Origin of the sequence: Bradyrhizobium tropiciagri, from assembly GCF_001189845.1 — a bacterium.
GTDB lineage: Bacteria > Pseudomonadota > Alphaproteobacteria > Rhizobiales > Xanthobacteraceae > Bradyrhizobium > Bradyrhizobium tropiciagri.
In genome coordinates this window covers 1-21,022 of record NZ_LFLZ01000059.1, presented here as the reverse complement: position 1 = coordinate 21,022, position 21,022 = coordinate 1, and the positions used below count along the sequence as shown (strand labels likewise).

Below are 21,022 nucleotides of genomic sequence, written 5' to 3'. Positions count from 1 at the left end.
TGAGGCCGACGCCGCAGCAGCTCGCCGCCCAGAACGGGCAGCATGTGGCTGCGACCGCCGAGCAGACGCGGCACGCGGCAGCGGCGATGAAAGACCCGGCGCTGACGCTCGCCAACAACCATGGTCATCCGGCGGTCGCCGCGACCGCACACGCCGCACAATTCAGCGGCGCGGGCGTGATCGCCGCGCGACCGGGCAAGCCGATCGCGGCGCCGCCGCCCGGGCATGCGCAGCCGACAGCAAGCCACGCTCTGCCGACGGGGAATGCCGTGCCGCCCGGACACGCTCTGCCGACCGGAAACGCATTGCCGCCCGTGCACGCCGCACCGGCAGACCACGCTCAAACGACGGGTCACGCTCTCCCGTCAGGAAATGCTCTGCCGGCAGGACACACTCAACCGGCAGGGAATGCTCCGCCGGCAGGACACGCTCTCCCGACAGGAAACGCTCTGCCGGCAGTGCACGCTCCACCGACGGAACACGCTCAAACGACAGGGCACGCGCCCCCGGCAGCACGCCTTGCCCGCCGCGGGCAACCATCCTGCCCCGGCGCCGCACATCGCCGCGCCGGCCGTGCATGCGCCGACGCCGCAGATCGCACGGCATGCACCGCCACCGCCTGCGCCACACCCGCCTGCGCATCCGCCGGCACCGCACGTCGCGCAAGCGGCCGTACATCGTGCTCCGCCGCCCCGGCCTGCAGCACCGCACGTGTCGCGGCCGGCACCGCGGCCTCATCCTGCGCCACGGCCGCAGCATCCCGCTGCGAGGCCGGCGCCACACCGGCACGCATGATCCAACTCATCGGCGTGCCTGCAAGGGCACGCCGATTTCATATGAGAGCCATCGACGTCTCAATGGTGATGAGCCGACACGCCCTTGACGCACTGGGTCAACAGATCGACGGTGGCGGATTGGCCGACATCGCCCAGGCTGATCATGCCGACCATCCGCTTGCTCTTGTTGATCACAGGCAACCTGCGGATTTTTAGCGTCTCCATATGATGCACGGCTTTCGCCAGATCGTCGTCCTCCCGGCAGCAATGAATGCCTTCGGTCATCACGTCCCGCGCGGTCATGCGCGCGGCGTTGAAGTCCTTGCTCGCGAGGCCTTTGCAGACAATGTCGCGATCGGTCACCATCCCGATCAAATGGTCGTCTTTGCCGATCGGAATGCAGCCGACGTCGTGCCCTTGCATCAGTTTCGCGATTTCGGTGATTGGCGTGTCAGGGCTCACCCAGTCGACGCCCCGATGCATCACGTCCTTGACTTTCATGGAGGACCTCCCTTTCAAGGCAACAGCCCCCTCGCTGGCAATTATACAACAGAGCCGGCGCGACTGCATGCTGCACCTTGGTCAGGCGCACCGACAGATGATCCAGGCATCATACCGTTTCAGTCGTGGGTACTGAAGCGGCCGTGCAGAGAACCGGCAGTCAAGCGATCGAATTGCGCGCGACCGAGATGAAGCAACGTCTCATGATCGCCGGCTTCGATATAGATTTCGGGCTGCGTCTGAATGCTGTCATCAACGATAACCTCGAGCCCATAGCAGATGCCGGCGGCTGGAACCGCCCCATGCGCACAGTCTGCGAACAGCCTATCGATCTCGCTTTCAGCGGCCAGGGCGATATCGTCACCGAATCTCGCCTTTAGATCCGTCAGCCTGAGGCGATGCGACGCCGGCAGCACGGCGAGCAGATAGCCGCCGTTGCGGCGCAGCACTATGGCCTTGGCCAGCCGATCGCCCGGGACGTGACAGGCCTGGGCGGTAAGCGCGGACGACATCGTCAGCACGTGCGGGATTTCGTCGTACTCGATGTTTTCGACAGCGAGATATTTATGCAGTGTGGGCGAAATGGTCATAGCGTCACCTCCGGTGCGATATGCAACCATCCACCGTGGTCCCGCCCCGCCGCACGATGAGCGGCTGCGTAGTTCCCAAGACCGAGCATAAGTCCTGTCGTAGGACACTGCAATTCGATCCCTAGAGCCTCGTTCCGATTGAATCGGAACGAGGTTCCAGATTCCAGTTTTGACGTGTTTTCTTCACGCGAACGGGTACTTCGCCGGAAAACGCCCCTAACGTGGGCGCCGCGCCAGGTTCAAGTTCCGGGCCTTGTCCAGATTGCGGGCCTCAGCCAGCGCGGCCGCGCTCGGCAAGAGGGCCGACGCAAGGTCGGTCTCGGTGAAATCGGCGCCGGCCACATTGGCGTCGGATAAGTCGGCGCCCGCAAGGTCGGCCTTGTTGAGGTTGCAATTCGTCAAATTGGCGTTCTGCAGCCGCGCGAATTCGAGATCGGCGCGGGCGAGATTGGCGCCGCTCAAATCCGCATTGCGGAGATCGGCGGATTTGAGCACGCCACGCATCAGGCCCATCGATTGATTGCGCATATCCGCGCTCAAATCGGCGCCCGCCAGCTTGGCCCCGATCAGGCTGGCACCGGAAAGATCGGCGGTTATGCGAGCGCCGCGCAAATCGGCGCCACCAAGCTTGGCGCGATGCATCTGCGTGCCGAGCAGCGATGCCTTTGCGAGGGATGCCTCCGTCAAATCTGCTTCAATGAGCCAAGCCTGGTTCAGGTTGGCCCGATCGAAGCGGGCGCCTTTCAGATTGGTCCGGTTGAGCCTTGCGAGATGAAGGTTGCCACCGGAGAAGTCGAGGCCCGAGAGATCGAGGTGCGACAGTCGCTTACCCTCCAAATCTGCAGAATTTCGGTCCCCTTGAGGTACCGCCTTGAGGAGCGTGTCGACCTCGGCGCGCGTCATTTCCGACGCCGTCATATCGGGACCGTTGAGATCGACCCCGTACAGCATGTCCTGCGACACAGCGTCAGTCGGATCAACGAGCAGCGCCGCTACCGACACAAGGGCAAATGCGAGACGAAACGACATCGCCGTCTCTCCGCTTTCAGCAACCCGGCTTTGTCTCTTTCATTCTTCGGGTTGGTCGTACCGTCAGGTTAGCTGGTTGCCTCCGGCTTGTACCGGAGTATGAAACCGGATCCCGATCCTGGCAATGCCCGTGTCCGCTCCGTCAGGGGAAACGCTGCGCCGCGTGCCCGTTTCGGTCCGGCTACGGGGCGAGCCCGGCTTCGACGCAGCGCTCGGTAACGTAGTGCACGGTCTGCCCACGCCGGGCGGCAACGGCGCCGCTGAACGTCACATGCTCGACGGCCTCGACGAATTTGCGGGCCTGCGCTTCTTCAGCGATGACCAGCTTGCCGTCGGCGACGCCAATGCGCTGGCGTCCCGCACCAAACGTGCCGACGAAGACCACCTTCTTGGCGTTCTGGCTGATGTTGATGAAGCCTCCGGCACCGGCGAGCTTGGGACCAAATTTGCTGACGTTGAGATCGCCGGCGCGATCGACCTGGGCAAGACCGAGAAACGCAGCATCGAGACCGCCGCCGTCATAGAAATCGAACTGATAGGGCTGGTCGATCACCGCCTGCGTGTTCACGGCGGCACCGAAATCGATCCCGCTCGCCGGCACGCCGCCGATCACACCGGGCTCGGCTGTCAGCGTGATCAAGTCGATGACCCGCTCCTCAATGGCCGCCGATCACGCGCCGCACCAGTCCCTCATGTGCGGAATGGTTGAGGCCGCGGTGCTTGCCGTCTCCCTGTCCCGCCGCATAGACCAGCGTGAAGTTGCGAGGCTTGCCCTGCGCATAGGGCGCGTCCGCTCTGGGCGGCGGCGTCACGCCAGTTCGTCGGCTGCATCCCCGATCGCGGCATAGATTTCCTCGAGGTCCGCCTCCGTGGCGCAGTAAGGCGGCATGACGTAGATCGTATTGCCCAGCGGCCGCAGCAGCAGGTCTCTGCGTTGGAAGAAAGCCTGAAGCTTCGGCCCGATGCCTGCGAGATAACCGGCATCACTTGCCTTCAGATCAACTGCGGTGACGGTCCCGGTGCGGCGGACGTTTTCAAAGCGCGGGTCGGCACGGAATGGTGCGATCAGGCGCTCCTGCATCGCGGCGACCGACGCGACACGATCGCTCGCGCCGTGTTGCCAGAGTTCGAGGTTCGCCCTGGCGGCGGCGCAGGCGACCGGGTTTGCCGTATAGGAGCTCGAATGGAAGAAGGTCCGCGAACGATCATTGGAATAATGCGCGTCGTAGATCTCGGCGCGGCACAGCGTCACCGCGAGCGGCAGGGATCCGCCGGTGAGGCCCTTTGAGTAACAGGCGATATCCGGGCTGACATCGGCCTGCTCGCACGCGAACAAGGTGCCGGTCCGGCCCCAGCCGGTCATGACCTCGTCAGCGATGAAGAGCACGCCAGAGGCCTCGCAGATGCGCTTCATTTCCTTGAGCACCGACGGCGGATACATCAGCATCCCGCCCGCACCCAGGATCAGCGGCTCGACGATGAACGCTGCCGCCGTTTCGTTCTTGCACGCGGCTTCGAGCGCATCGAGCGTCGCCTGCTCGCGGCCGGCGGCTGGAAACGGGATCGATGCGACATCGAACAGCAGCGGCTCGTAGGCCTTGTTAAAGACGCCGCGCGCGCCGACCGACATCGTTCCCACCGTGTCGCCATGGTAGGAGTGCTCCATGACGATGATCTGCGTGCGCGGCACGCCGATATTGTGCCAGTAGCCGAGCGCCATCTTCAGCGCCACTTCCACGCTTGTCGAGCCGCTATCGGAGAAGAACACGTAGTCGAGACCACGGGGCGCCAACTTCAGAAGCTGCGCTGCAACCTGTTCGGCGGGATCGTGGGTGTGGCCGGCGAAGATGATCTGGTTGAGCTGTTCCGCCTGCTCCTGGATCGCACGCACGATGTGCGGATGGCAGTGGCCATGGGTCACCACCCACCAGGACGCGATCGCATCGATGATGCGACGGTCATCCGCCGTGTAGAGATAGGCGCCCTCGCCGCGCACGATCCTCGTCATCTCGCTGTGCAGCGCGTGCTGGGTGAAGGGGTGCCAGACCGGCGACTTCCTGGGCGATGTCATGCGTTGAAATCTTCGCTCCGGAACGATGCCTCGAACGCTATGCGCAGCGTGTCCTCCGTAAGCCGTGAAAGCCGGGGCAACCGGCCCAACCGGCGCACCTGGCCAAAATCGCAGATGGCGCGCTCGCTCTCGGGGTTGCTTTCGCCGATGAACGCGATCCCAAGGATGTCGATCTGGCGCTTGCGCAGCGCCTCGACTGACAGCAGCGAATGATTGATGGTGCCGAGCGCGGTGCGTGCGCAGAGCACGACCGGAAGCCGCCATCGCTCGAAGATGTCGATGTAGAGCGTGTCGTCGTTCAGCGGCACCATCAGCCCGCCGGCGCCTTCGATCACCAGCGGCCGGTCCGAGATGTCGGGCACGTCGAGCGCGGCGGGGTCGATGCGCACGCCGTCGATCGCGGCGGACTGATGCGGCGACGCCGGCGTGCGAAGCCGGTAGCATTCCGGCACGATGCGATCGGCGGACAGACCGCCAAGCCGCGCCACCAGTTGCGCATCGGTCTCCTCGTCGAGGCCGGACTGGACCGGTTTCCAGTAGCGCGCGCCGAGAAAATTCGCGAGCCCCGCGGAGAACACCGTCTTGCCGATCCCGGTGTCGGTTCCGGTCACCACGATCCGGCCGGTCATTGCGGCCACCCGTTGGTCTCCGCGACGAGCGCGTCGAGCAGCGCGCGCACGTCATCCTCGTCGACATTGAGGGTCAGCGCAATCCGCAATCGGGCCGTGCCCGCCGGCACGGTCGGCGGCCTGATGCCTCTGACGTCGAAGCCGCGCGCCTGCAGCGCAGATGCGAGCTGCATCGCGCGCGCATTGTTACCGACGATATAGGGCACGATCTGCGAGCGCGATGGGCTGTGCCAGCCGCGCCGATCGAGCTCGCGATGCGTTAACGCGACCAGACTTGCCAGGCGCTGTTGATGCTCAGGTTCCTGTTGCAGGATCAACAGCGCCTCGCGCACGGCAACCGCCGTGAGCGGCGACGGCGCGGTGGCGAAGATGAATGGGCGGCAGCGATTGACCATGAAGTCGCGCAGTACGGTCGGGGCCGTGACCAGCGCGCCCGCGACGCCCAGCGCCTTGCCGCAGGTATGAACGATCACGAGATTCTCGCGCCCTTCATAGGGCGCTGTCAGCCCTCGCCCCTGCTCGCCATAGACGCCGGTGCCGTGCGCCTCATCCACCATCAGGAACGCGTCGTGCCGCTCGGCGATGGCGACGAGGTCGTCGAGCGGCGCGATGTCGCCGTCCATGCTGTAGACGCTTTCGACCACGATCCAGACCCGGCCCGTTCCGCCCTCGGCGCGCCAGCCGCGAATGGTGTCCTCGACCGATTGCGGATCGTTGTGCGCGCTGAACCGGAATTCGGCCCGGCCGGCCCGCGCGCCTTCATGGATGCTGGCATGCACCAGCGCATCGAGCACGAGCAGATCGCCGCGCTGCGGCAGCGTCGTCAGCAGGGCAAAATTGGCGACATAGCCGCCGCCGAAGAACAATGCGGTCTCGGCGCGGAAGAACGCGGCGGCCTCCGCCTCCAGCCGTTCGTGCTCCTCGCAATTGCCGCGCAAAAGCCGCGAGCCGCCGGCGCCGATCGGCGTGCCGGCTGCGAGCGCGGCCGCGACCGCCTGCTTGATGCGCGGCGCATTCGCGAGCGCCAGGTAGTCGTTCGAAACGAAATCGATGCCCGCGCGCGGCTTGAGGCCGCGCAGCCGATCGTCCTTGCTCAGGGCGTGCAAGGCCGCGGCGTAATCAGCGGCGTTGGCCGCATGGATTGCGCTCATGCTTCACTCACAGATTTGCAGTTGATCGCGCGGCGAATGACGCCGCGCGTGTGCCGGAGGCGAAGATCAGGCGAGGGCGGAGTTGATGCCGAGCCGATCCAGCAGATCGGCATCGCGGTCGCGCTGCGGGTTCTTGGTGGTCAGCAGCACATCGCCGATGAAGATCGAATTCGCACCGGCCAGGAAGCACAGCGCCTGCAGCTCATCGGTCATGTATTGCCGTCCTGCCGACAGCCGCACCACGCTGTTCGGCATCATGATCCGCGCGGTGGCGACCAATCGCACCAGCGCGATCGGATCGGGACGCTCCGCGGTGTCGTTGACCGGCACGCCCTTGACCTCGTTCCACAGATTGATCGGCACGCTTTCGGGATGGCTCGGGAGGTTGGCGAGCAGCATCAGCATGCCGAGGCGGTCGTCGACCTGTTCGCCCATCCCGATGATGCCGCCGCAGCAGACCTTGATGCCGGCGTCGCGCACATGCGCCAGCGTATCGATGCGGTCCTGCAAGGTGCGGGTGGTGATGATCTTGTCGTAGTACTCCGGCGAGGTGTCGACGTTGTGGTTGTAGAAATCGAGCCCGGCCTCGGAGAGGCGTTCGGCCTGGTCCGGCGTCAGCATGCCGAGCGTGACGCAGGTCTCCATGCCGAGCCCCTTCACCGAGCTGACCATGTCGCAGACCTGATCGAGATCGCGGTCCTTGGGACTGCGCCAGGCCGCGGCCATGCAGAACCGGGTTGCGCCGGCGTCCTTTGCGCGCTGCGCCACCGCAACCACCTCGTCGCGCGGCATCAGGCGCGTCGCCTTTAGGCCGGTGTCGTATTGCGCGCTCTGGGAGCAATAGCCGCAGTCTTCCGGACAGCCGCCGGTCTTGATGCTGAGCAGGCTCGCGGTTTCGACGTGATTCGGATTGAAATTGGCGCGGTGAACGCCCTGCGCCTGGAACATCAGGTCAGCGAACGGCAAATTATAGAGCGCCTCAGCCTCGGCGCGCTCCCAGTGCTTGTGGGGCGCTACGCTGATGCGGCGCTCGGTCCGTTCGATTTCTACGACATCAACCATTTGGCTTGCCTTCTGCTGTGAATTATAGATAATCTGGTATATTATCTATGATCTTGGACTTAGAATGATGCTAGCCGAGGCTCCGCGAGAGCGCACTCGTTTTTGTGATAGATAATCTATGATGGACGAGGGCGAGAACACGACCACCGCCGGGCGCATCGCCGAAGCGATCGGCGAGCGCATCATCAGCGGCGCCTTGGCGCCGGATGCGCCGCTGCGGCAGGACCATGTCGCGCGGGAATTCCATTCCAGCCACGTCCCGGTGCGCGAGGCCTTCAGGCAATTGGAGGCGCAGCACCTCGTCGTTGCGGTGCCGCGCCGCGGGGTGCGGGTTGCGCCGCTCGACACCAAGTCGGTGAAGGAGATCGCCGAGATGCGCGCTGCGCTCGAGGTGGTCGCGTTGCGCAATGCGGCGCCCAAATTCACGTCATCCCATCTGGCACGGATCGAGGTCGCGCTGGTCGAAGGCGACAATGCCGAGACGGTGCAGGACTTCGAGATGGCCAATCGCGCCTTTCATCACGCGCTGGTGGCGCCCTGTGCGATGCCGCGTCTGCTCGCCAGCCTCGACGGCCTGCAACTGGCGAACTCACGCCTGGTGTTCGCGATGGCCCGCAACGCCGGCTGGCGGCCACGGCCGAGCCAGGATCATCGCGTGATCCTGCAGGCGCTGCGCGCCCGCAACATCGAGCAGGCCTGCAGCCTGCTCGCGCGGCATATTCAAACCATCGAGCGGCTTGCGCTGCCGGCGGCGTGATTGGGAGTCACTGTCCGCTAGGCGATCGCCACGATCTCCAGCTCCTGATCGCCAGTGCCGACGACATCGCCCAGGGCCTTGCCCATCAACGACCTTGCCACCGGCGAGACAAACGAAATCGAGCCCGCCTTCGGATCGGCTTCGTCCTCACCGACGATGCGGTAGGTCTGCACGCGGCCATCGGCGCGGCTGAAGGTCACGGTGCTGCCGAAGGCAACGGTTTCGGTCGAAGCAGGATCGGGCACGACCTGCGCGGTGCGCAGCCTTTCGGCGAGATAGCGCGCATCGCGCAGCGGAACCGCCGACTGCCGCCGCCGTTCGTTGACGTCGTCCAGCTGCTGCGCGGCCTCGTAGGCGGCGCGCGCCTCCTGAAGCTGGCGCTCCAGCGTCTTGCGTCCCGCTTCGGTCACCAGATTGGGATGCGGCGAGATGGGACGGTCCGGCAACAGCGTTTCGGACGCGGTCTCGGCACTTTCTTCCTTGGTGAAGGCAACGCTCAATCCGGAACTCCATCGTGAGGCGGGCAGTATAGCCCCGCTTCACGCGTCCCGCTAATGCGCGATGGGATTAGGCCGGATCTAGTGCGACGCCGGTTGTTCCGTCTTGCTCCGCCTGCCAAAGCGGTTCTTCACAGCTTCGCGCCAACCCTGGAAGGTGACAAAGAGCATCGGCACCAGGAAAATGCCGATCGAGCTCGCGGCGAGCATGCCGCCGAACACCGCGGTGCCGACCGCGCGGCGGCTGATTTCCGCGGCGCCGGTCGCGACCACCAGCGGCACCAGGCCGAGGATGAACGCGATCGAGGTCATCATCACCGCGCGGAAGCGCATCTGCGCGCCCATCGTCGCGGCTTCCGCGATCGGCTGGCCAGCTTCGCGCTGCTCCTTGGCGAACTCGACGATCAGGATGCCGTTCTTGGCGGCGAGCGCGATCAGCACCACGAGGCCGATCTGGCCGTAGAGATCGAGGTTCAGCCCTGCGAGCTTGATCGCGAGATAGGAGCCGAACACGCCGACCGTGACCGACAGCAGCACGGGAATCGGAATCGTCCAGCTCTCATACAGCGCCACCAGGAACAGATAGGCAAACAGCACCGCGAGCGCGAGGATGATGCCGGTCTGGCCGGAGGCTGCCTGCTCCTGATAGGCGGTGCCGGTCCACTCATACGAGTAGCCGGCCGGCAACGTCGTCTTCGAGAGGTCGGCCATCGTCGCGATCGCGGTGCCCGACGACACGCCCGCCGCCGGGCTGCCGTTCACCGTGACCGAGCGATAGTTGTTGTAGCGCGTGATCACCTGCGGGCCGGTGACGATCCGCAGACTTGCGATCGAGCGGATCGGCACCATCTCGCCGCCGGTGTTGCGCACATAGATCTGCCAGATGTCGGGAATGTCGCGGCGATTGGCGGCATCGCCCTGCACATTGACCTGCCAGGTGCGGCCAAACAGGTTGAAATTGTTGACATAGATGCCGCCGAGCGTGGCCTGCAGCGCAGTGAAGACGTCGGCCATGTTGAGGCCGAGCGCCTGTGCCTTGGCGCGATCGATGTCGAGATAAACCGATGGATTGGTCGCGGTGAAGGTCGAGAACACGCGGGCCAGGTTCGGATTGCGGTTGGCGGCGCCGATCAGCCCGCCCATCACGCTGCTGAGCGACGCCGGGTCCTGCCCTTCCAGCGCCTCGAGCTGATACTCGAAGCCGCCTGATGTCGAGAGCCCGATGATCGGCGGCAGGTTGAACGGCAGCACCGACGCCTGGCGGATCTGCGATCCGCCGACGAAGGTCTGCCCGATCGCGGCCTGCACCGATTCGGTGACCGCCTTGCGGTCGGCGAACGCCTTCATGCGCGCCACCATGAAGGCGGAATTCGGCTCGCTCGCACCATCGAGCAACGAGAAGCCGATGATCGACAGCACGTGATCGACCGCCGGGTTCTTCTTCAACAGCGCCTCGACCTGCTTGGTGACCTCGCTGGTGCGCGCCACGGAGGCGCCGTCGGGCAGTTGCACCGCGATGAAGAAGGCGCCCTGGTCCTCTTCAGGCAGGAAGCCGGTCGGCGTGATCTTCGACACGCCGAACACCGCGCCGGCAAACACCAGCACCGCGACCAGCGACAGTACCGCAAGGCGGACCAGCCGCTGCACCACGCCGGCATAGCGGTCGCGCACCCAGTCGATGCTGTCGAGCACCCGCCCCATCATGCCGCGGCGCGGTCCGCCGTGGCGCAGGAACACGGCGCACAGCGCCGGCGACAAGGTCAGCGCGTTCAGCGCCGAGATCACCATCGCCGCACTGATCGTCACCGCGAACTGGCGGAACAGCGTGCCGGAGATGCCGGGGATGAACGCAATCGGCACGAACACCGAGAGCAGCACCAGCGAGATCGCGATGATCGGCGCGGTGATCTGCGCCATCGCCTTCTTGGTGGCGTCGGCCGGCGACAGCTCAGGTTCCTCTTCCATCACGCGTTCGACGTTCTCGACCACGACGATGGCGTCGTCGACCACGATGCCGATCGCAAGCACCATTGCCAGCAGCGAGACCGTGTTGGCCGAATAGCCGAGCGCCAGCAGCACCGCGAAGGCACCGATCAGGCTGACCGGAACCGCGACCGCCGGAATCACCGTGGCGCGCAGATTGCCGAGGAACAGGAACACCACGATCACGACGAGCACGAAGGCCTCGCCGAGCGTCTTGATCACTTCCTTGATCGTGTCGGAGACGAAGGTCGTGGAATCGTACTGCACGAGGTAGGTCAGACCCGGCGGGAACCGCTCCGACAATTTCGCAAGCGTCGCCTGCACGGCCTTGGCCGTGGTCACGGCGTTGGCGCCGGGCGCAAGATAGATGCCCATCGGCACGCCGGGATTGCCGTCGATCCGCGACTCCGAATCCATATTCTGCGCGCCGATCTCGACGCGGGCGACGTCCCTGATCCGCAGCACCGATCCGTCCGGATTGGCGCGCAGCACGATGTCGCCGAACTGCTTGGATGTGGTCAGGCGGCCCTGGGTCTGCACGTTGAACTGGAACTGCTGATCGTTGCTGATCGGACGCGCGCCGATGCGACCGACCGGCGCCTGCACGCTCTGGGCACGGATCGCAGCGATCACGTCCGACGGCGCCAGATTGAGGCTGGTCAGGCGCTGGGTGTCGAACCAGATCCGCATCGAATAGTTCAGCTTGGCGAACAGCGACGCCTGCCCGACGCCCGGGGTGCGCGAAATCGCGTCCAGCACGTTGATGATGGCGTAGTTGGTGATGAACAGCGGGTCCTGCTCGCCGCTCTTGCTGTACAGCACGATGAACTGCAGCACGGCCGAGGATTTCTTCTGCACGGTCAGGCCTTGCGCCTGCACCTCGGTCGGCAATTGCGCCAGCGCGCTCTGCACGCGGTTGTTGACGTTGACGGTGTTGATGTCGGGATCGGTACCGAGTGCGAACGAGACCGTCAGCGTGTAGCTGCCGTCATTGCCGCTGGTCGACTTCATGTAGAGCATCTTGTCGACGCCGACGACCTGCGCTTCCAGCGGCTGGGCGACGCTCGATTCGACGACTTCGGCCGAAGCGCCGGGGAACACGGCCGAGACCGTGACCTGCGGCGGCACGATGTCCGGGAACTGGGCGACAGGGATTTGCATCAGCGCCAGCGCGCCCGCGATCGTGATCACGAACGCGATGACGATCGCAAGCCGCGGACGATCGACGAAAACAGCGGAAATCATGGGTTATTGCCCGTCGATTTCGGCGCGCTGCTGGCGTCACCATCCGCCGAGACCTTCATGCTCGACTGGATCAGCGCGCTTGCAGGCCCCGGCGCGACCACCTCGCCCGGTTTGACCTTCTGCAATCCTTCGACGATGACCTTGTCGCCAAGCGCGATGCCGCTCGTCACTGCCGCAATCGTCGACGTCGATTGCCCGAGCTGGATCCGCTTCTGCTCGGCCTTGTTGTCCGCGCCGACGACGTAGACGTATTCGCCCTGCTGGTCCGACAGCACCGCCGAGCGCGGGATCGCCAGCACCTCGACCGGTTGCACGCCTTCCAGCAGAACGGTGACGAACTCGTTGTCGGTGAGTTCGCGGACCGCACCGCCGGTTGCGACCGAGGTGTATGTCGACGGGTTGGGAATCGTGCCGCGCAGCGAAATGGTGTCGGTGTTCTGAGCGATCGTGTTGTTGACGAAATTCAGCTCGCCGACCTTGTCGTAGAGCCGGCCGTCCGTCAAACGCAGGCGGATCACGACGGCCTTGAAGCCGCCGCGCGTCGCATAGCGCTCGCGCAGATCGAGCGCCTCGCGCACCGGCACCGGGAACGTGACATACATCGGATCCTGGCTGACGATGGTCGTCAGGGTTCCCGAACTCGGCGTTACGACGTTGCCTTCGGTGACCGCGGTGCGCCCGATCCTGCCGTCGATCGGCGAGTGGATCATGGTGTAGTCGAGATTGATCTGGGACAGGTCGACCTGCGCCTGCGCGGCCTGCACCTGGGCCTCGAGGCTCTGCTGATTGGCGACCGCGGCGTCGACGTTCGATTGCTGGCCGGCCGGCCCGCCCATCAGGGCCTTGGCGCGGTCGGTGGTCAGCTTGGCGTTGACCAGCGTCGCCTGCAACTGCGCGACCTGCGCCTTCTTCGATGCGAGGTCGGCCTCGAACGGGCCGCGCTCGAGCTGATACAAGAGGTCGCCGGCCTTGACCTCGGAGCCCTCGACGAAGTTCCGCTTGTCCAGGAACGCGGTGACACGCGCCACCACATTGACACGGTTGGGGGCCTCGATGCGCCCCAGAAACTCATTGGTTTCGGTGACCGGCCGCTTCACGGCCTCGAACACGCCAACGGCGGGAGGCCCGGGCGGCCCCGCCTGCGCATGGGCCGCTGAAACTCCCGCCACCGCCAATCCCGCCGATACCAGAAACCTCGTCAGTCCACCGAAGCTTCGTTCCGTACCACTCATGCTGTTCAACCCTTCGGCTACCAACAAGCTCTACGAGACGGATATGACGTTGAGTTCCCTCCGACTCGGAAAGGCCAGGAATAGGCAAGATGCGTTGCAGCAGATCATAACGAGTCCAATCCGACAATCCTGTAACCCTGGTTCCGGGTTTAGGCCGACGACAGCGGATTGGAGGGACGGCGGACCGCATGAGCATGCGTGTCGGCCGCCGATCAACACAGTCGCCTCGATTTGAGCGGCGACAACGGAGCACCGATTGACATGAATCGAGTGCCGTCGGCTCGACAGGCCATCAAAGCCTGATGACGACCATACCGAAGTAGCGGCCCTGTGCGGTATCAGCCAACGCAAGCGTGGCTTGCTCCAGCCCGTCGATCACGACATGGGGAAGAGCGATATCGCCGGAGCGGCACCAATCGGCCAGACGGCGGAACCACTCGTCGCGTGCTTGCGGATAGTCGTCGGCGCTATAGCCCCGGATGGTGATCTTCCGTAGCAGGATCTGGGTGGAGTCCAACACGACAGGCGCCACACGCCCGGTTCCGGCCGCGGCTAGCTGCCCCGACAATGTCCCCGTGATGACGAAGCGCGCCTGCTCGCGCGCGACGGCCATGGCGGCCTGCAACTGCTCGCCCCCCACATTGTCGAGAAAGACATCGATGCCGTCGGGCGCCGCCTCCCGCAGTTGCGCAACGAACGACTTGTCGGTGCCGCGGATCACCGCGGCGTCATAGCCGAGCTCGCGACCAGCCGATCCGCTTTCGCCGATGCACTGGTGCTGCCGATCACGCGCCCCGCCCCGAGCAGTCGAGCGATCTGCCCGGCCATCGAGCCGATCGCTCCGGCCGCGCTCGATATGAAGACGGTGTCGCCGGCCCGGATCTGCACGCCACGCGTCAGCGCCGCGTAGGCGGTCCAGCCATGCCCGAGATAGCCGAGGTAACCGAGCGGATCGGGCAACGGCGCAGCCAGCCGGAGGCACTGGGCGGCCGGAACAACGGCGTAATCGCGCCAGCCGAACATGTGCAGCACCATGTCACCAGGTGACAGCCCGCTGCTTGTCGGCGCCATCACGACCTCGCCGATCGCCTCGCCGCGCAGGCCGTCGCCCGGGCACAGCGCGGGAAACGGAACCCCCGGCACATCCTCCGCGCCCTGGCTCACCATCTGGCGGAGCGAAGCCGAGACCAGGAAGCAGCGATTGCGCACCAACACCTCACCCGCGCCTGCAACCGGCAGCGGCACTTCCACGAGCTCGAAATGCTGCGGCCCCGGCAGTCCCTCGGGCCTGATCGTCAGCCTGACCTCGCGCGCGGTCTCCCCCGCCATCATGAATATCCTTTGACTTGATCCGCCGTCGGACAGAATGTGAGTACTATGCTCACATTACCGGCGGAGAGGCGCGCCTGACCACTCGCATTCCGAAACCGACGAGCACGATGCGGAAAGCCCCGCGACAGGCCCGCTCGCGCGCCACCATCGAGATCATCCTCGAGGGCGCGGCTCGCATTCTCGGCGAGCGCGGCTGGGCCGCGACGACCACCAACGCGGTTGCCGCGACGGCAGGCGTCAGCATCGGGTCGCTGTATCAGTATTTTCCCAACAAGCTCGCGCTGGTCGAGGCGGTCCGACGCCGTCACTTCGACGAGGTGCTGGCGGTGCTGCGCGCAGCGACCGACGCCGCGACGCCTCGGGTACGCCGTGTCGCCGCGTTCGTCGACGGCATGATCGCGGTGCATCGTCGCTTTCCCGCCGCACACCGGGTGCTGCTCGAGGAAGCCCCCCGCGACACAGCCAGCGAGGCCACACACCGCCGGTTCGAGACCGAATATCGCAGGGGATGCGACGCGTTCTTCACGGCCAACAGGCGAGGCGACACCGCCGTGGATAGCGCGATCGCCGCTCAGGTCCTCGCTGCCGCGGTGGCGGGCGCCGTCCACGATGCGACACGGCTCGGGTTGCTCGCCTCGCCGCTGTTCAGACGGGAACTGATCGCGCTGGTCGAATCCAGCCTGGCCAGGCGGCGCGCCGCGGCCGACCGATGATCAACGGTTTTGGCGATGCCCCATCCGCCGCGGGGCGCGGCAAGGACGGCACCCGCGGATCATCACAACGCAACAGCGTTCTTCAGGCGCGAGGTGACCTGGTAGGCAGGTGATGCCAGCTGCTCGTAGAGCCATGGCCGCGCGCTTGCCGCTGACCTCGTGCACGCCATCGAACACCGCCATCTCGATCGAATGCGGATGATCCGACGCCGCGTAGACGGACTGCATTTCGGCGAACTTCTCGTCGCGCCCGAGCTCGATCGCGTTTGCACTATCGCGGCTGCCGATCTCGACGAACAGCGGGCACGGAGAGACCAGGTACGCCAGCTCCGCGCCGGTGTATTTGGCGCGGCTGTTGGCGAAATGAATGTAGGCCGCAAGTTCGATGCCGAGGTTCTTGCTGATGGTGGACGACATCAGAAACTTCTTCTCGTCACGCATGTATCCGGAGACGACGGTCGGCCGCATCCGCCCCGTCGCGGCTTCCAGATGCAGCGCGAGAAATGCGCCGGAGGACACCCCGTAGACGCCGATATTCAGACCGGACTCGCCGGTCAGCTTCCGGCAGACGGTTTCGCCGGCGTCGACCGATGCGCACGACACGTTGTGCGCGGAGACGCCATGGGATGCCAGCATCGCGGCGATGTTGTTCTGGCTCTCCTGATTTCCGATCTGGACGATGTAGGGACACCAGACGACATAGCCGTCCTGGCAAAGCTGCTTGCCGAGCGCGTTCATGTAGTCCTTGTCGGCATCATCGAAGCATCGCTCCGGCGTGCTTGCCATGCCGTGACCGAGCAGGATCAATCCCTTGAACGCGCCGTCGGGAATCCCGAGACATCCGCGCACCGGCACGCCGCATTCCAGATCGAACTCGACTTTCGCGACCGAGAATCCGTCCGCCGTGTCGCGCCAGAGAATCCGGATGTCATCGCGGGAAGGCCGATAGAGCCGCCGCTCCCGGAACAGCGACCGCATCTCCCGCCGAATGTCCGGGCCAGTTGCGATCGCGCGCAGTTTTCCCTTCGCCGCGATATCGAAGAACGACCGGCAGAACGTATCGTAGCCGAGCGCCGGCAGATCGACATTCGCGCACGATCCCCGGCAATGCCCCAGCCCCAGCGTGTTGCCGGTGACCGATGAGGGGCCGACCAGCGTCATCAACAATCCGGAAAGCGCCCTGCGGCTGATCATCGGCCCTCCCCGAGCCGGCGATGGCTCGACTGACTATCACAAGATGGCCGCCTAGCAGGCGCAACAAATCGCGCGGATACAAATTAAAGGATGTTCATGGTCGAACGATCGCGCGCAGCGTTGCAAACGTGTGACGCTGCCGCGCCGGGCGCTGCGGCAATTCATGGCGAGTGCGTTTCGAGACGCTTCGGAAAGATGTCTGACTGTCACGCCGGTTCAATTTCGCCACAACCCCCGACGATCGTCAGGTCCCAGCCATCGAGCTTGATCACCAAGTCCCGACCATCGAGTCATCAAGTCTTCGGCTTGATCTCGGTGACCTTGGTATCGGAGCATTCGGCGCGTCGCCGAAATCGAGCTTCTTCTGGAAGCCGATCTGCACGTTGAGCGCTCAGGGCTGGACCTCGTCGGGCCGCCGCACGCCGGGTCGCCGCCAAGCGAGCGAGGCCCGACACGCCGCCGCGACGCTCACCCGCAAGACCCGCCAAACACCGGAATTCCTCGTGATACGGCTGGTCGCACCGGAATAGCCCGGACTCGTGGGCCACACTGAATTGCTCTAGGCAATAAATCCGCGATCGAAGGGTTATCTGTTGGGCAACAGCATTTCTGGAATGGCCGATGGCGAACGACCTGCACGAGCATCTGATTGAGCTGGCCTATGAGGCCGCGGTCTTCCCGGAGTTGTGGCCGAACGTCCTGCATCAGGTCGGTGGGATCGCGCGGGCGCGCGGTATCGTGCTGCTGACGGCAGACCCGCACGACGTCCGCTGGGTCGCCTCCCCCGACATGCACGACGACACGGTTGCCTATGTCGAAGGCGGCTGGCACGAGCGCAACGGGCGGTTGCCGCGCCTGCTCGCGGCCAATCATGCCGGCTTCCTGCGCGACATCGACGTGTTCGATACGCCCGAGGAAGTGCAGCAGGATTTCCAGATCCGCGAATTCTTCCGGCCGCGGGGGCTCGGATGGGGCGCCGGTACCGCGATCCCGGTGCCGAGCGGCGACGTGCTGATCTTCAGCGTCGAGCGCGAGTACCAGCACGGGCCGATCGAGCCGAAAGCGATCGAACAGCTCGACGCGCTGCGCCCGCACCTGGCGCGGGCCGCGCTGCTGTCGGCCCGGCTCGGGATGGAGCGCGCCAGGGCGGCAACCGAGTCGCTGGCGATGCTCGGCCTGCCCGCGGCGGTGCTGCGGCGCGGCGGTCGCCTGATGGCGGCCAACACGCTGTTCGACCGCCTGGTGCCCGATGTGATGCAGGATCGTACCGATCGCCTGACGCTGGCAGTGCCTGCCGCCGATGCGCTGTTCGCGCAGGCGGTCGGAGCCCTCGATCACGGCCTCATCAGCGTGGAGGTCCGCTCGGTCCCGATCGCGGCACAGGCCGATCGTCCGCCACTGATCGTGCATCTGGTCCCGATCCAGGGCGCGGCGCGCGACCTGTTTGACCGCGCGGTGGCGATCGTGATCGTGACGCCGGTGGTGCCATCAGAGGTGCCGACCGCGGAAGTGTTGCAGGGCCTGTTCGACCTGACGCCGGCAGAAGCGCGCGTCGCGCGCGGCATCGGCGAGGGACGCACCGTCGAGGCCATCGCCGTCGCATTCGGAATCTCCCGCGAAACGGTACGCAACCAGCTCAAGGCCGTGCTGGCGAAGACCGGGCTCGGCCGGCAGGTGGAGCTGGCCGGACTGCTCGCCGGCGCCAAGGTGCCGCCGGGTCCGTCCGCGGAATAGACTTACGCCGCGCGCAGGCGAGCCTGGAAGAATCCGGCAACACGGCTGACCGCGTCAGCGGTCATTGGGTCATTGTCCGCAAAATCAAAACCGTGCGCCTTGCCCGGATACCGGACGATCTCCGCCGCGGCACCGACCGATTTGCCCAGCCTGACAAGCTGCTCACCGCTGGCAAGCGGCACGTTGCGATCGGCCTCGCCGTGCAGCTCGATCATCGGCGGCAGATGTTTCACCTGAGGCGCGATCTTGTCGGGCATGCCGCCGTACAGCACGGCCAGCGCGGATACCCGCTCGTCACGCGCCGCCGCGGCCGCCGCCACGTAACCGCCAAGCGAAAAGCCGAGCAGTCCGATCCGGCCGGCACTGTCCGCGCCCGCCAGCACCCTTGACAGCACCGACGAGACGCGCGCGGGCCAGGCGTCGAACCGCCCGGCTTCATAGGGCGCCCGGCTCTCGCTCGTGTGCATCGTCGCAAGCGCCTGCTCGTCGCCGGCGTGTAGTAACGAACGAAATAGGCGTCGATGCCGCCTGCCGTCAGCGCATTGGCATAACGCTCATAGGCCTGCGGCCTGAGATCGAAGCCGCGCGAGCCGTGCAGCATCAACACCGCCGGCCGCTTGCCGGTGCACCCGGAGGCGAACCGGTTGAGCGTGATATCATGCTGAACCGTACGCCCGGTAGGGCGTTCATTCGCTTGACCGGCACGCCAGCCGCTGGTGTGGCCGCCCCCCGGGGGCATCGCGAGAGGATCGGCATGTTCAAACCGCGCCGGTTGAGCTAGTGATAGCTCCCCTCCTTCCGTGCGCCCGCTCGGCGCATGTCCAGTCAATGAGTGTATCTGAATGGCCGAAGCCGACCTCGACGCCGTCATCCGGCAAACCGCAAGAGCGCAGACCAAGGCCGTGATGGCGGCTGCCAAGAAGCGCCAGGCCGTGTGGGTCGCGCGCGCCGCCAAGGCCAAGGACAAGGAGACCAAGGCGCGCTTCCGCCACCTCGCCAAGAGCACGATCCTGACCGCGACCGCGACCGCCAAGCGGTTGCAGAATTCGGCCGAGAACGCCGCCGACGCCTATGCCCGCGCCATGAAGAAGGCGATGGAAGAGCCGCCGCCGGCCACGGAATCTCAGAAGAAATCTGAGATGAAACCCGACAAGAAATCCGAGAAGAAGCCGGCGAAGAAGAAATAGGACGCAAGAGAGGCAGCCCCACATGCTCACCGTCCACCATCTCGGTAAGTCGCAATCGGAGCGGATCGTCTGGCTGTGCGAGGAGCTGGAGATCCCGTATGAGCTGAAGTGCACCGCGCGCGATCCGGTCACGATGCTGGCGCCGGCCGACTACAAGGCGCTGCATCCGATCGGCGCTGCGCCCGTCATCACCGACGGCGAGTTGGTGCTTGCCGAATCCGGCGCTGTTGTCGAATACATCGTCGCCAAATACGGCAATGGACGGCTGACCCTGCAGCTCGACCATCCCGACTTCGCCCAGTTCCTGTACTGGTTACACTTCGCCAACGGCACGCTCCAGGCACAGATGGGCCGCAGCATGATCCTGCATCGGCTCAATCTCGCGGCCGACAATCCGATGCTGGTCGCGACCAAAGCAAGGGTCGACCGTTCGTTCGACCTGATCGAGGCGCGGGTGCGCGACGCCCAATATCTCGCGGGCGAGGCCTTCACGACGGCCGACATCATGATCGGCTTCTCGCTGACGACGATGCGTTATTTCCTGCCCTACGACCTCGGCCGCTGCCCCAACATCAGGAACTATCTCGGCCGCATCGCCGCGCGCCCGGCCTATCAGCGCGCGATGCAGAAGGGCGATCCCGGCATGGCGCTGCTGCTGACGTGAGGCCGTGATGCCGCGTTACGTCGCTTTGTTGCGCGCGGTCAATGTCGGCGGCACCGGCAAGCTGCCGATGGCCGAATTGAAGGCGACGTGCGTCGACGCCGGATTTGCCGACGTCGAGACCTATATCGCCAGCGGCAATGTCGTGTTCTCGTCCAAACTCGGCGCGGCCAAGGTCAAGGCCGCGCTGGAGCAGCGGCTGCAGGCCTATGCCGGTAAGCCGGTCGGCGTTGCCGTCAGGAGCGCAGACGAGATCGCCGCGGTGCTGAAGGCCAATCCGTTTCCGAAAGCGCCGCCGAATTTTACGGTTGCGATCTTCCTCGACGAGCCGCCGCCCAAGGACGCCCTGAAGGACGTCAAGGGCCAGCAGGACGAGCAGATGCGGCTCGGCAAGCGCGAGATCTACGTCGCCTATGGCAGCGGCATGGGCCGTTCGAAGCTGAAGATCCCCGCCGCCGCGAGCGGCACCGCGCGCAATCTCAACACCATCGCCAAGCTCGCCGAGCTGGCGGCGGGCGATGAGAAGGCCTAGTTCACCAACCTAATGACCGACCGTCATCCTGAGGAGCGCGCAGCGCGTCTCGAAGGATGCACGGCCCGGCTGGTGGCCGATTCATCCTTCGAGACGCCGCTTACGCGGCTCCTCAGGATGACGGTTCAAGCGCGATTTGCGTTGCT

General features: G+C 65.3%; 21 protein-coding genes and 1 pseudogene. 6 read left to right on the top strand and 16 right to left on the bottom strand.

Annotation, left to right across the window (positions count from 1 at the left end; all coding sequences use genetic code 11):
• Positions 1 to 854: 854 nt before the first annotated feature.
• The 9 genes and pseudogenes from AKN84_RS49445 to bioB form a co-directional block, all read right to left on the bottom strand.
• Positions 855 to 1,277: a CBS domain-containing protein gene (locus AKN84_RS49445; protein ID WP_128971382.1), complete on the bottom strand. Its 423-nt coding sequence runs from the start codon at positions 1,275 to 1,277 to the stop codon at positions 855 to 857.
• Positions 1,278 to 1,396: 119 nt separating this feature from the next.
• The gene (locus AKN84_RS33280) at positions 1,397 to 1,867 is read right to left on the bottom strand and encodes an aminoacyl-tRNA deacylase (RefSeq protein ID WP_193399702.1); all 471 of its coding nucleotides are present in this window, start codon (positions 1,865 to 1,867) and stop codon (positions 1,397 to 1,399) included.
• A gap of 216 nt (positions 1,868 to 2,083) precedes the next feature.
• Positions 2,084 to 2,896, bottom strand: coding sequence for a pentapeptide repeat-containing protein (locus tag AKN84_RS33275; protein WP_050424699.1), 813 nt, complete (start codon positions 2,894 to 2,896; stop codon positions 2,084 to 2,086).
• Positions 2,897 to 3,098: 202 nt separating this feature from the next.
• Positions 3,099 to 3,566 (bottom strand): annotated as a pseudogene (locus AKN84_RS33270) (acyl CoA:acetate/3-ketoacid CoA transferase); the annotation flags it as partial.
• On the bottom strand, positions 3,553 to 3,708 hold the full coding sequence (locus AKN84_RS47520) for a hypothetical protein (protein ID WP_157863372.1): 156 nt from the start codon (positions 3,706 to 3,708) through the stop codon (positions 3,553 to 3,555). The pseudogene AKN84_RS33270 and the gene AKN84_RS47520, both read right to left, overlap by 14 nt.
• Positions 3,705 to 4,967, bottom strand: coding sequence for an adenosylmethionine--8-amino-7-oxononanoate transaminase (locus AKN84_RS33265; protein ID WP_050424698.1), 1,263 nt, complete (start codon positions 4,965 to 4,967; stop codon positions 3,705 to 3,707). Before AKN84_RS33265 ends, AKN84_RS47520 begins: the two co-directional genes overlap by 4 nt.
• Positions 4,964 to 5,596 carry a dethiobiotin synthase gene (bioD, locus tag AKN84_RS33260; protein WP_050424697.1) on the bottom strand — a complete coding sequence of 211 codons (633 nt, stop codon included), beginning with the start codon at positions 5,594 to 5,596 and terminating at the stop codon, positions 4,964 to 4,966. The genes AKN84_RS33265 and bioD overlap by 4 nt, the downstream gene beginning before the upstream one ends.
• Positions 5,593 to 6,747 carry an 8-amino-7-oxononanoate synthase gene (locus tag AKN84_RS33255; RefSeq protein WP_050424696.1) on the bottom strand — a complete coding sequence of 385 codons (1,155 nt, stop codon included), beginning with the start codon at positions 6,745 to 6,747 and terminating at the stop codon, positions 5,593 to 5,595. The genes bioD and AKN84_RS33255 overlap by 4 nt, the downstream gene beginning before the upstream one ends.
• A 66-nt stretch (positions 6,748 to 6,813) precedes the next feature.
• Positions 6,814 to 7,809 (bottom strand): biotin synthase BioB, encoded by a 996-nt coding sequence (bioB, locus tag AKN84_RS33250; protein ID WP_050424695.1) that lies wholly within the window; start codon positions 7,807 to 7,809, stop codon positions 6,814 to 6,816.
• Positions 7,810 to 7,927: 118 nt separating this feature from the next.
• Here bioB and AKN84_RS33245 point away from each other — a divergent pair, with 118 nt between their 5' ends.
• Positions 7,928 to 8,566 (top strand): GntR family transcriptional regulator, encoded by a 639-nt coding sequence (locus tag AKN84_RS33245; protein ID WP_050424694.1) that lies wholly within the window; start codon positions 7,928 to 7,930, stop codon positions 8,564 to 8,566.
• 17 nt (positions 8,567 to 8,583) lie between these two features.
• Here the strand turns inward: AKN84_RS33245 and greA are convergent, their stop codons facing one another.
• The 5 genes from greA to AKN84_RS48580 form a co-directional block, all read right to left on the bottom strand.
• Entirely contained in the window at positions 8,584 to 9,066 is a 483-nt protein-coding gene (gene greA, locus AKN84_RS33240; protein WP_050424693.1) for a transcription elongation factor GreA, read from the bottom strand.
• Between the two features lie 78 nt (positions 9,067 to 9,144).
• On the bottom strand, positions 9,145 to 12,291 hold the full coding sequence (locus AKN84_RS33235) for an efflux RND transporter permease subunit (RefSeq protein ID WP_050424691.1): 3,147 nt from the start codon (positions 12,289 to 12,291) through the stop codon (positions 9,145 to 9,147).
• The gene (locus AKN84_RS33230) at positions 12,288 to 13,523 is read right to left on the bottom strand and encodes an efflux RND transporter periplasmic adaptor subunit (protein WP_244485650.1); all 1,236 of its coding nucleotides are present in this window, start codon (positions 13,521 to 13,523) and stop codon (positions 12,288 to 12,290) included. The genes AKN84_RS33235 and AKN84_RS33230 overlap by 4 nt, the downstream gene beginning before the upstream one ends.
• 292 nt (positions 13,524 to 13,815) lie before the next feature.
• A complete protein-coding gene (locus AKN84_RS48585) occupies positions 13,816 to 14,244 on the bottom strand; it encodes a zinc-binding dehydrogenase (RefSeq protein ID WP_202814715.1) in 429 nt (142 codons plus the stop codon).
• Positions 14,241 to 14,852: an MDR/zinc-dependent alcohol dehydrogenase-like family protein gene (locus tag AKN84_RS48580; RefSeq protein ID WP_202814714.1), complete on the bottom strand. Its 612-nt coding sequence runs from the start codon at positions 14,850 to 14,852 to the stop codon at positions 14,241 to 14,243. The genes AKN84_RS48585 and AKN84_RS48580 overlap by 4 nt, the downstream gene beginning before the upstream one ends.
• 110 nt (positions 14,853 to 14,962) lie before the next feature.
• Here AKN84_RS48580 and AKN84_RS33220 point away from each other — a divergent pair, with 110 nt between their 5' ends.
• Positions 14,963 to 15,568, top strand: a complete 606-nt coding sequence (locus AKN84_RS33220; protein WP_050424688.1) for a TetR/AcrR family transcriptional regulator — start codon at positions 14,963 to 14,965, stop codon at positions 15,566 to 15,568.
• Here AKN84_RS33220 and AKN84_RS33215 read toward each other — a convergent pair whose 3' ends face one another.
• Complete coding sequence (locus AKN84_RS33215; RefSeq protein ID WP_128971376.1) at positions 15,569 to 16,762, bottom strand: hypothetical protein; 1,194 nt, start codon at positions 16,760 to 16,762, stop codon at positions 15,569 to 15,571.
• A 621-nt stretch (positions 16,763 to 17,383) separates the two neighbouring features.
• Between AKN84_RS33215 and AKN84_RS33210 the strand changes: the two genes are divergently transcribed.
• Positions 17,384 to 18,496, top strand: a complete 1,113-nt coding sequence (locus AKN84_RS33210) for a helix-turn-helix transcriptional regulator (RefSeq protein ID WP_050424686.1) — start codon at positions 17,384 to 17,386, stop codon at positions 18,494 to 18,496.
• Positions 18,497 to 18,498: 2 nt separating this feature from the next.
• On the opposite strand, the gene AKN84_RS33205 is transcribed toward AKN84_RS33210, so the two are convergent.
• Positions 18,499 to 18,963, bottom strand: coding sequence for a dienelactone hydrolase family protein (locus AKN84_RS33205; RefSeq protein WP_050424685.1), 465 nt, complete (start codon positions 18,961 to 18,963; stop codon positions 18,499 to 18,501).
• A gap of 375 nt (positions 18,964 to 19,338) precedes the next feature.
• Here AKN84_RS33205 and AKN84_RS33200 point away from each other — a divergent pair, with 375 nt between their 5' ends.
• From AKN84_RS33200 to AKN84_RS33190, 3 genes are read left to right on the top strand one after another with little or no spacing between them, the layout of a single operon-like run.
• The gene (locus AKN84_RS33200; protein WP_050424684.1) at positions 19,339 to 19,683 is read left to right on the top strand and encodes a hypothetical protein; all 345 of its coding nucleotides are present in this window, start codon (positions 19,339 to 19,341) and stop codon (positions 19,681 to 19,683) included.
• Positions 19,684 to 19,705: 22 nt separating this feature from the next.
• The gene (locus AKN84_RS33195) at positions 19,706 to 20,347 is read left to right on the top strand and encodes a glutathione S-transferase family protein (protein WP_050424682.1); all 642 of its coding nucleotides are present in this window, start codon (positions 19,706 to 19,708) and stop codon (positions 20,345 to 20,347) included.
• A 7-nt stretch (positions 20,348 to 20,354) separates the two neighbouring features.
• Positions 20,355 to 20,876: a DUF1697 domain-containing protein gene (locus tag AKN84_RS33190; protein ID WP_050424681.1), complete on the top strand. Its 522-nt coding sequence runs from the start codon at positions 20,355 to 20,357 to the stop codon at positions 20,874 to 20,876.
• The last annotated feature ends 146 nt before the right edge of the window (positions 20,877 to 21,022 follow it).

What these genes read in the sequence shown, in the direction of transcription:
- AKN84_RS49445 (WP_128971382.1), bottom strand. Translation starts at nt 1,277, where the DNA reads ATGAAAGTCAAGGACGTGATGCATCGGGGCGTCGACTGGGTGAGCCCT.
- AKN84_RS33280 (WP_193399702.1), bottom strand. Translation starts at nt 1,867, where the DNA reads ATGACCATTTCGCCCACACTGCATAAATATCTCGCTGTCGAAAACATC.
- AKN84_RS33275 (WP_050424699.1), bottom strand. Translation starts at nt 2,896, where the DNA reads ATGTCGTTTCGTCTCGCATTTGCCCTTGTGTCGGTAGCGGCGCTGCTC.
- AKN84_RS33265 (WP_050424698.1), bottom strand. Translation starts at nt 4,967, where the DNA reads ATGACATCGCCCAGGAAGTCGCCGGTCTGGCACCCCTTCACCCAGCAC.
- bioD (WP_050424697.1), bottom strand. Translation starts at nt 5,596, where the DNA reads ATGACCGGCCGGATCGTGGTGACCGGAACCGACACCGGGATCGGCAAG.
- AKN84_RS33255 (WP_050424696.1), bottom strand. Translation starts at nt 6,747, where the DNA reads ATGAGCGCAATCCATGCGGCCAACGCCGCTGATTACGCCGCGGCCTTG.
- bioB (WP_050424695.1), bottom strand. Translation starts at nt 7,809, where the DNA reads ATGGTTGATGTCGTAGAAATCGAACGGACCGAGCGCCGCATCAGCGTA.
- AKN84_RS33245 (WP_050424694.1), top strand. Translation starts at nt 7,928, where the DNA reads ATGATGGACGAGGGCGAGAACACGACCACCGCCGGGCGCATCGCCGAA.
- AKN84_RS33235 (WP_050424691.1), bottom strand. Translation starts at nt 12,291, where the DNA reads ATGATTTCCGCTGTTTTCGTCGATCGTCCGCGGCTTGCGATCGTCATC.
- AKN84_RS33230 (WP_244485650.1), bottom strand. Translation starts at nt 13,523, where the DNA reads ATGAGTGGTACGGAACGAAGCTTCGGTGGACTGACGAGGTTTCTGGTA.
- AKN84_RS48580 (WP_202814714.1), bottom strand. Translation starts at nt 14,852, where the DNA reads ATGGCGGGGGAGACCGCGCGCGAGGTCAGGCTGACGATCAGGCCCGAG.
- AKN84_RS33220 (WP_050424688.1), top strand. Translation starts at nt 14,963, where the DNA reads ATGCGGAAAGCCCCGCGACAGGCCCGCTCGCGCGCCACCATCGAGATC.
- AKN84_RS33215 (WP_128971376.1), bottom strand. Translation starts at nt 16,762, where the DNA reads ATGATCAGCCGCAGGGCGCTTTCCGGATTGTTGATGACGCTGGTCGGC.
- AKN84_RS33210 (WP_050424686.1), top strand. Translation starts at nt 17,384, where the DNA reads ATGGCGAACGACCTGCACGAGCATCTGATTGAGCTGGCCTATGAGGCC.
- AKN84_RS33205 (WP_050424685.1), bottom strand. Translation starts at nt 18,963, where the DNA reads ATGCACACGAGCGAGAGCCGGGCGCCCTATGAAGCCGGGCGGTTCGAC.
- AKN84_RS33200 (WP_050424684.1), top strand. Translation starts at nt 19,339, where the DNA reads ATGGCCGAAGCCGACCTCGACGCCGTCATCCGGCAAACCGCAAGAGCG.
- AKN84_RS33195 (WP_050424682.1), top strand. Translation starts at nt 19,706, where the DNA reads ATGCTCACCGTCCACCATCTCGGTAAGTCGCAATCGGAGCGGATCGTC.
- AKN84_RS33190 (WP_050424681.1), top strand. Translation starts at nt 20,355, where the DNA reads ATGCCGCGTTACGTCGCTTTGTTGCGCGCGGTCAATGTCGGCGGCACC.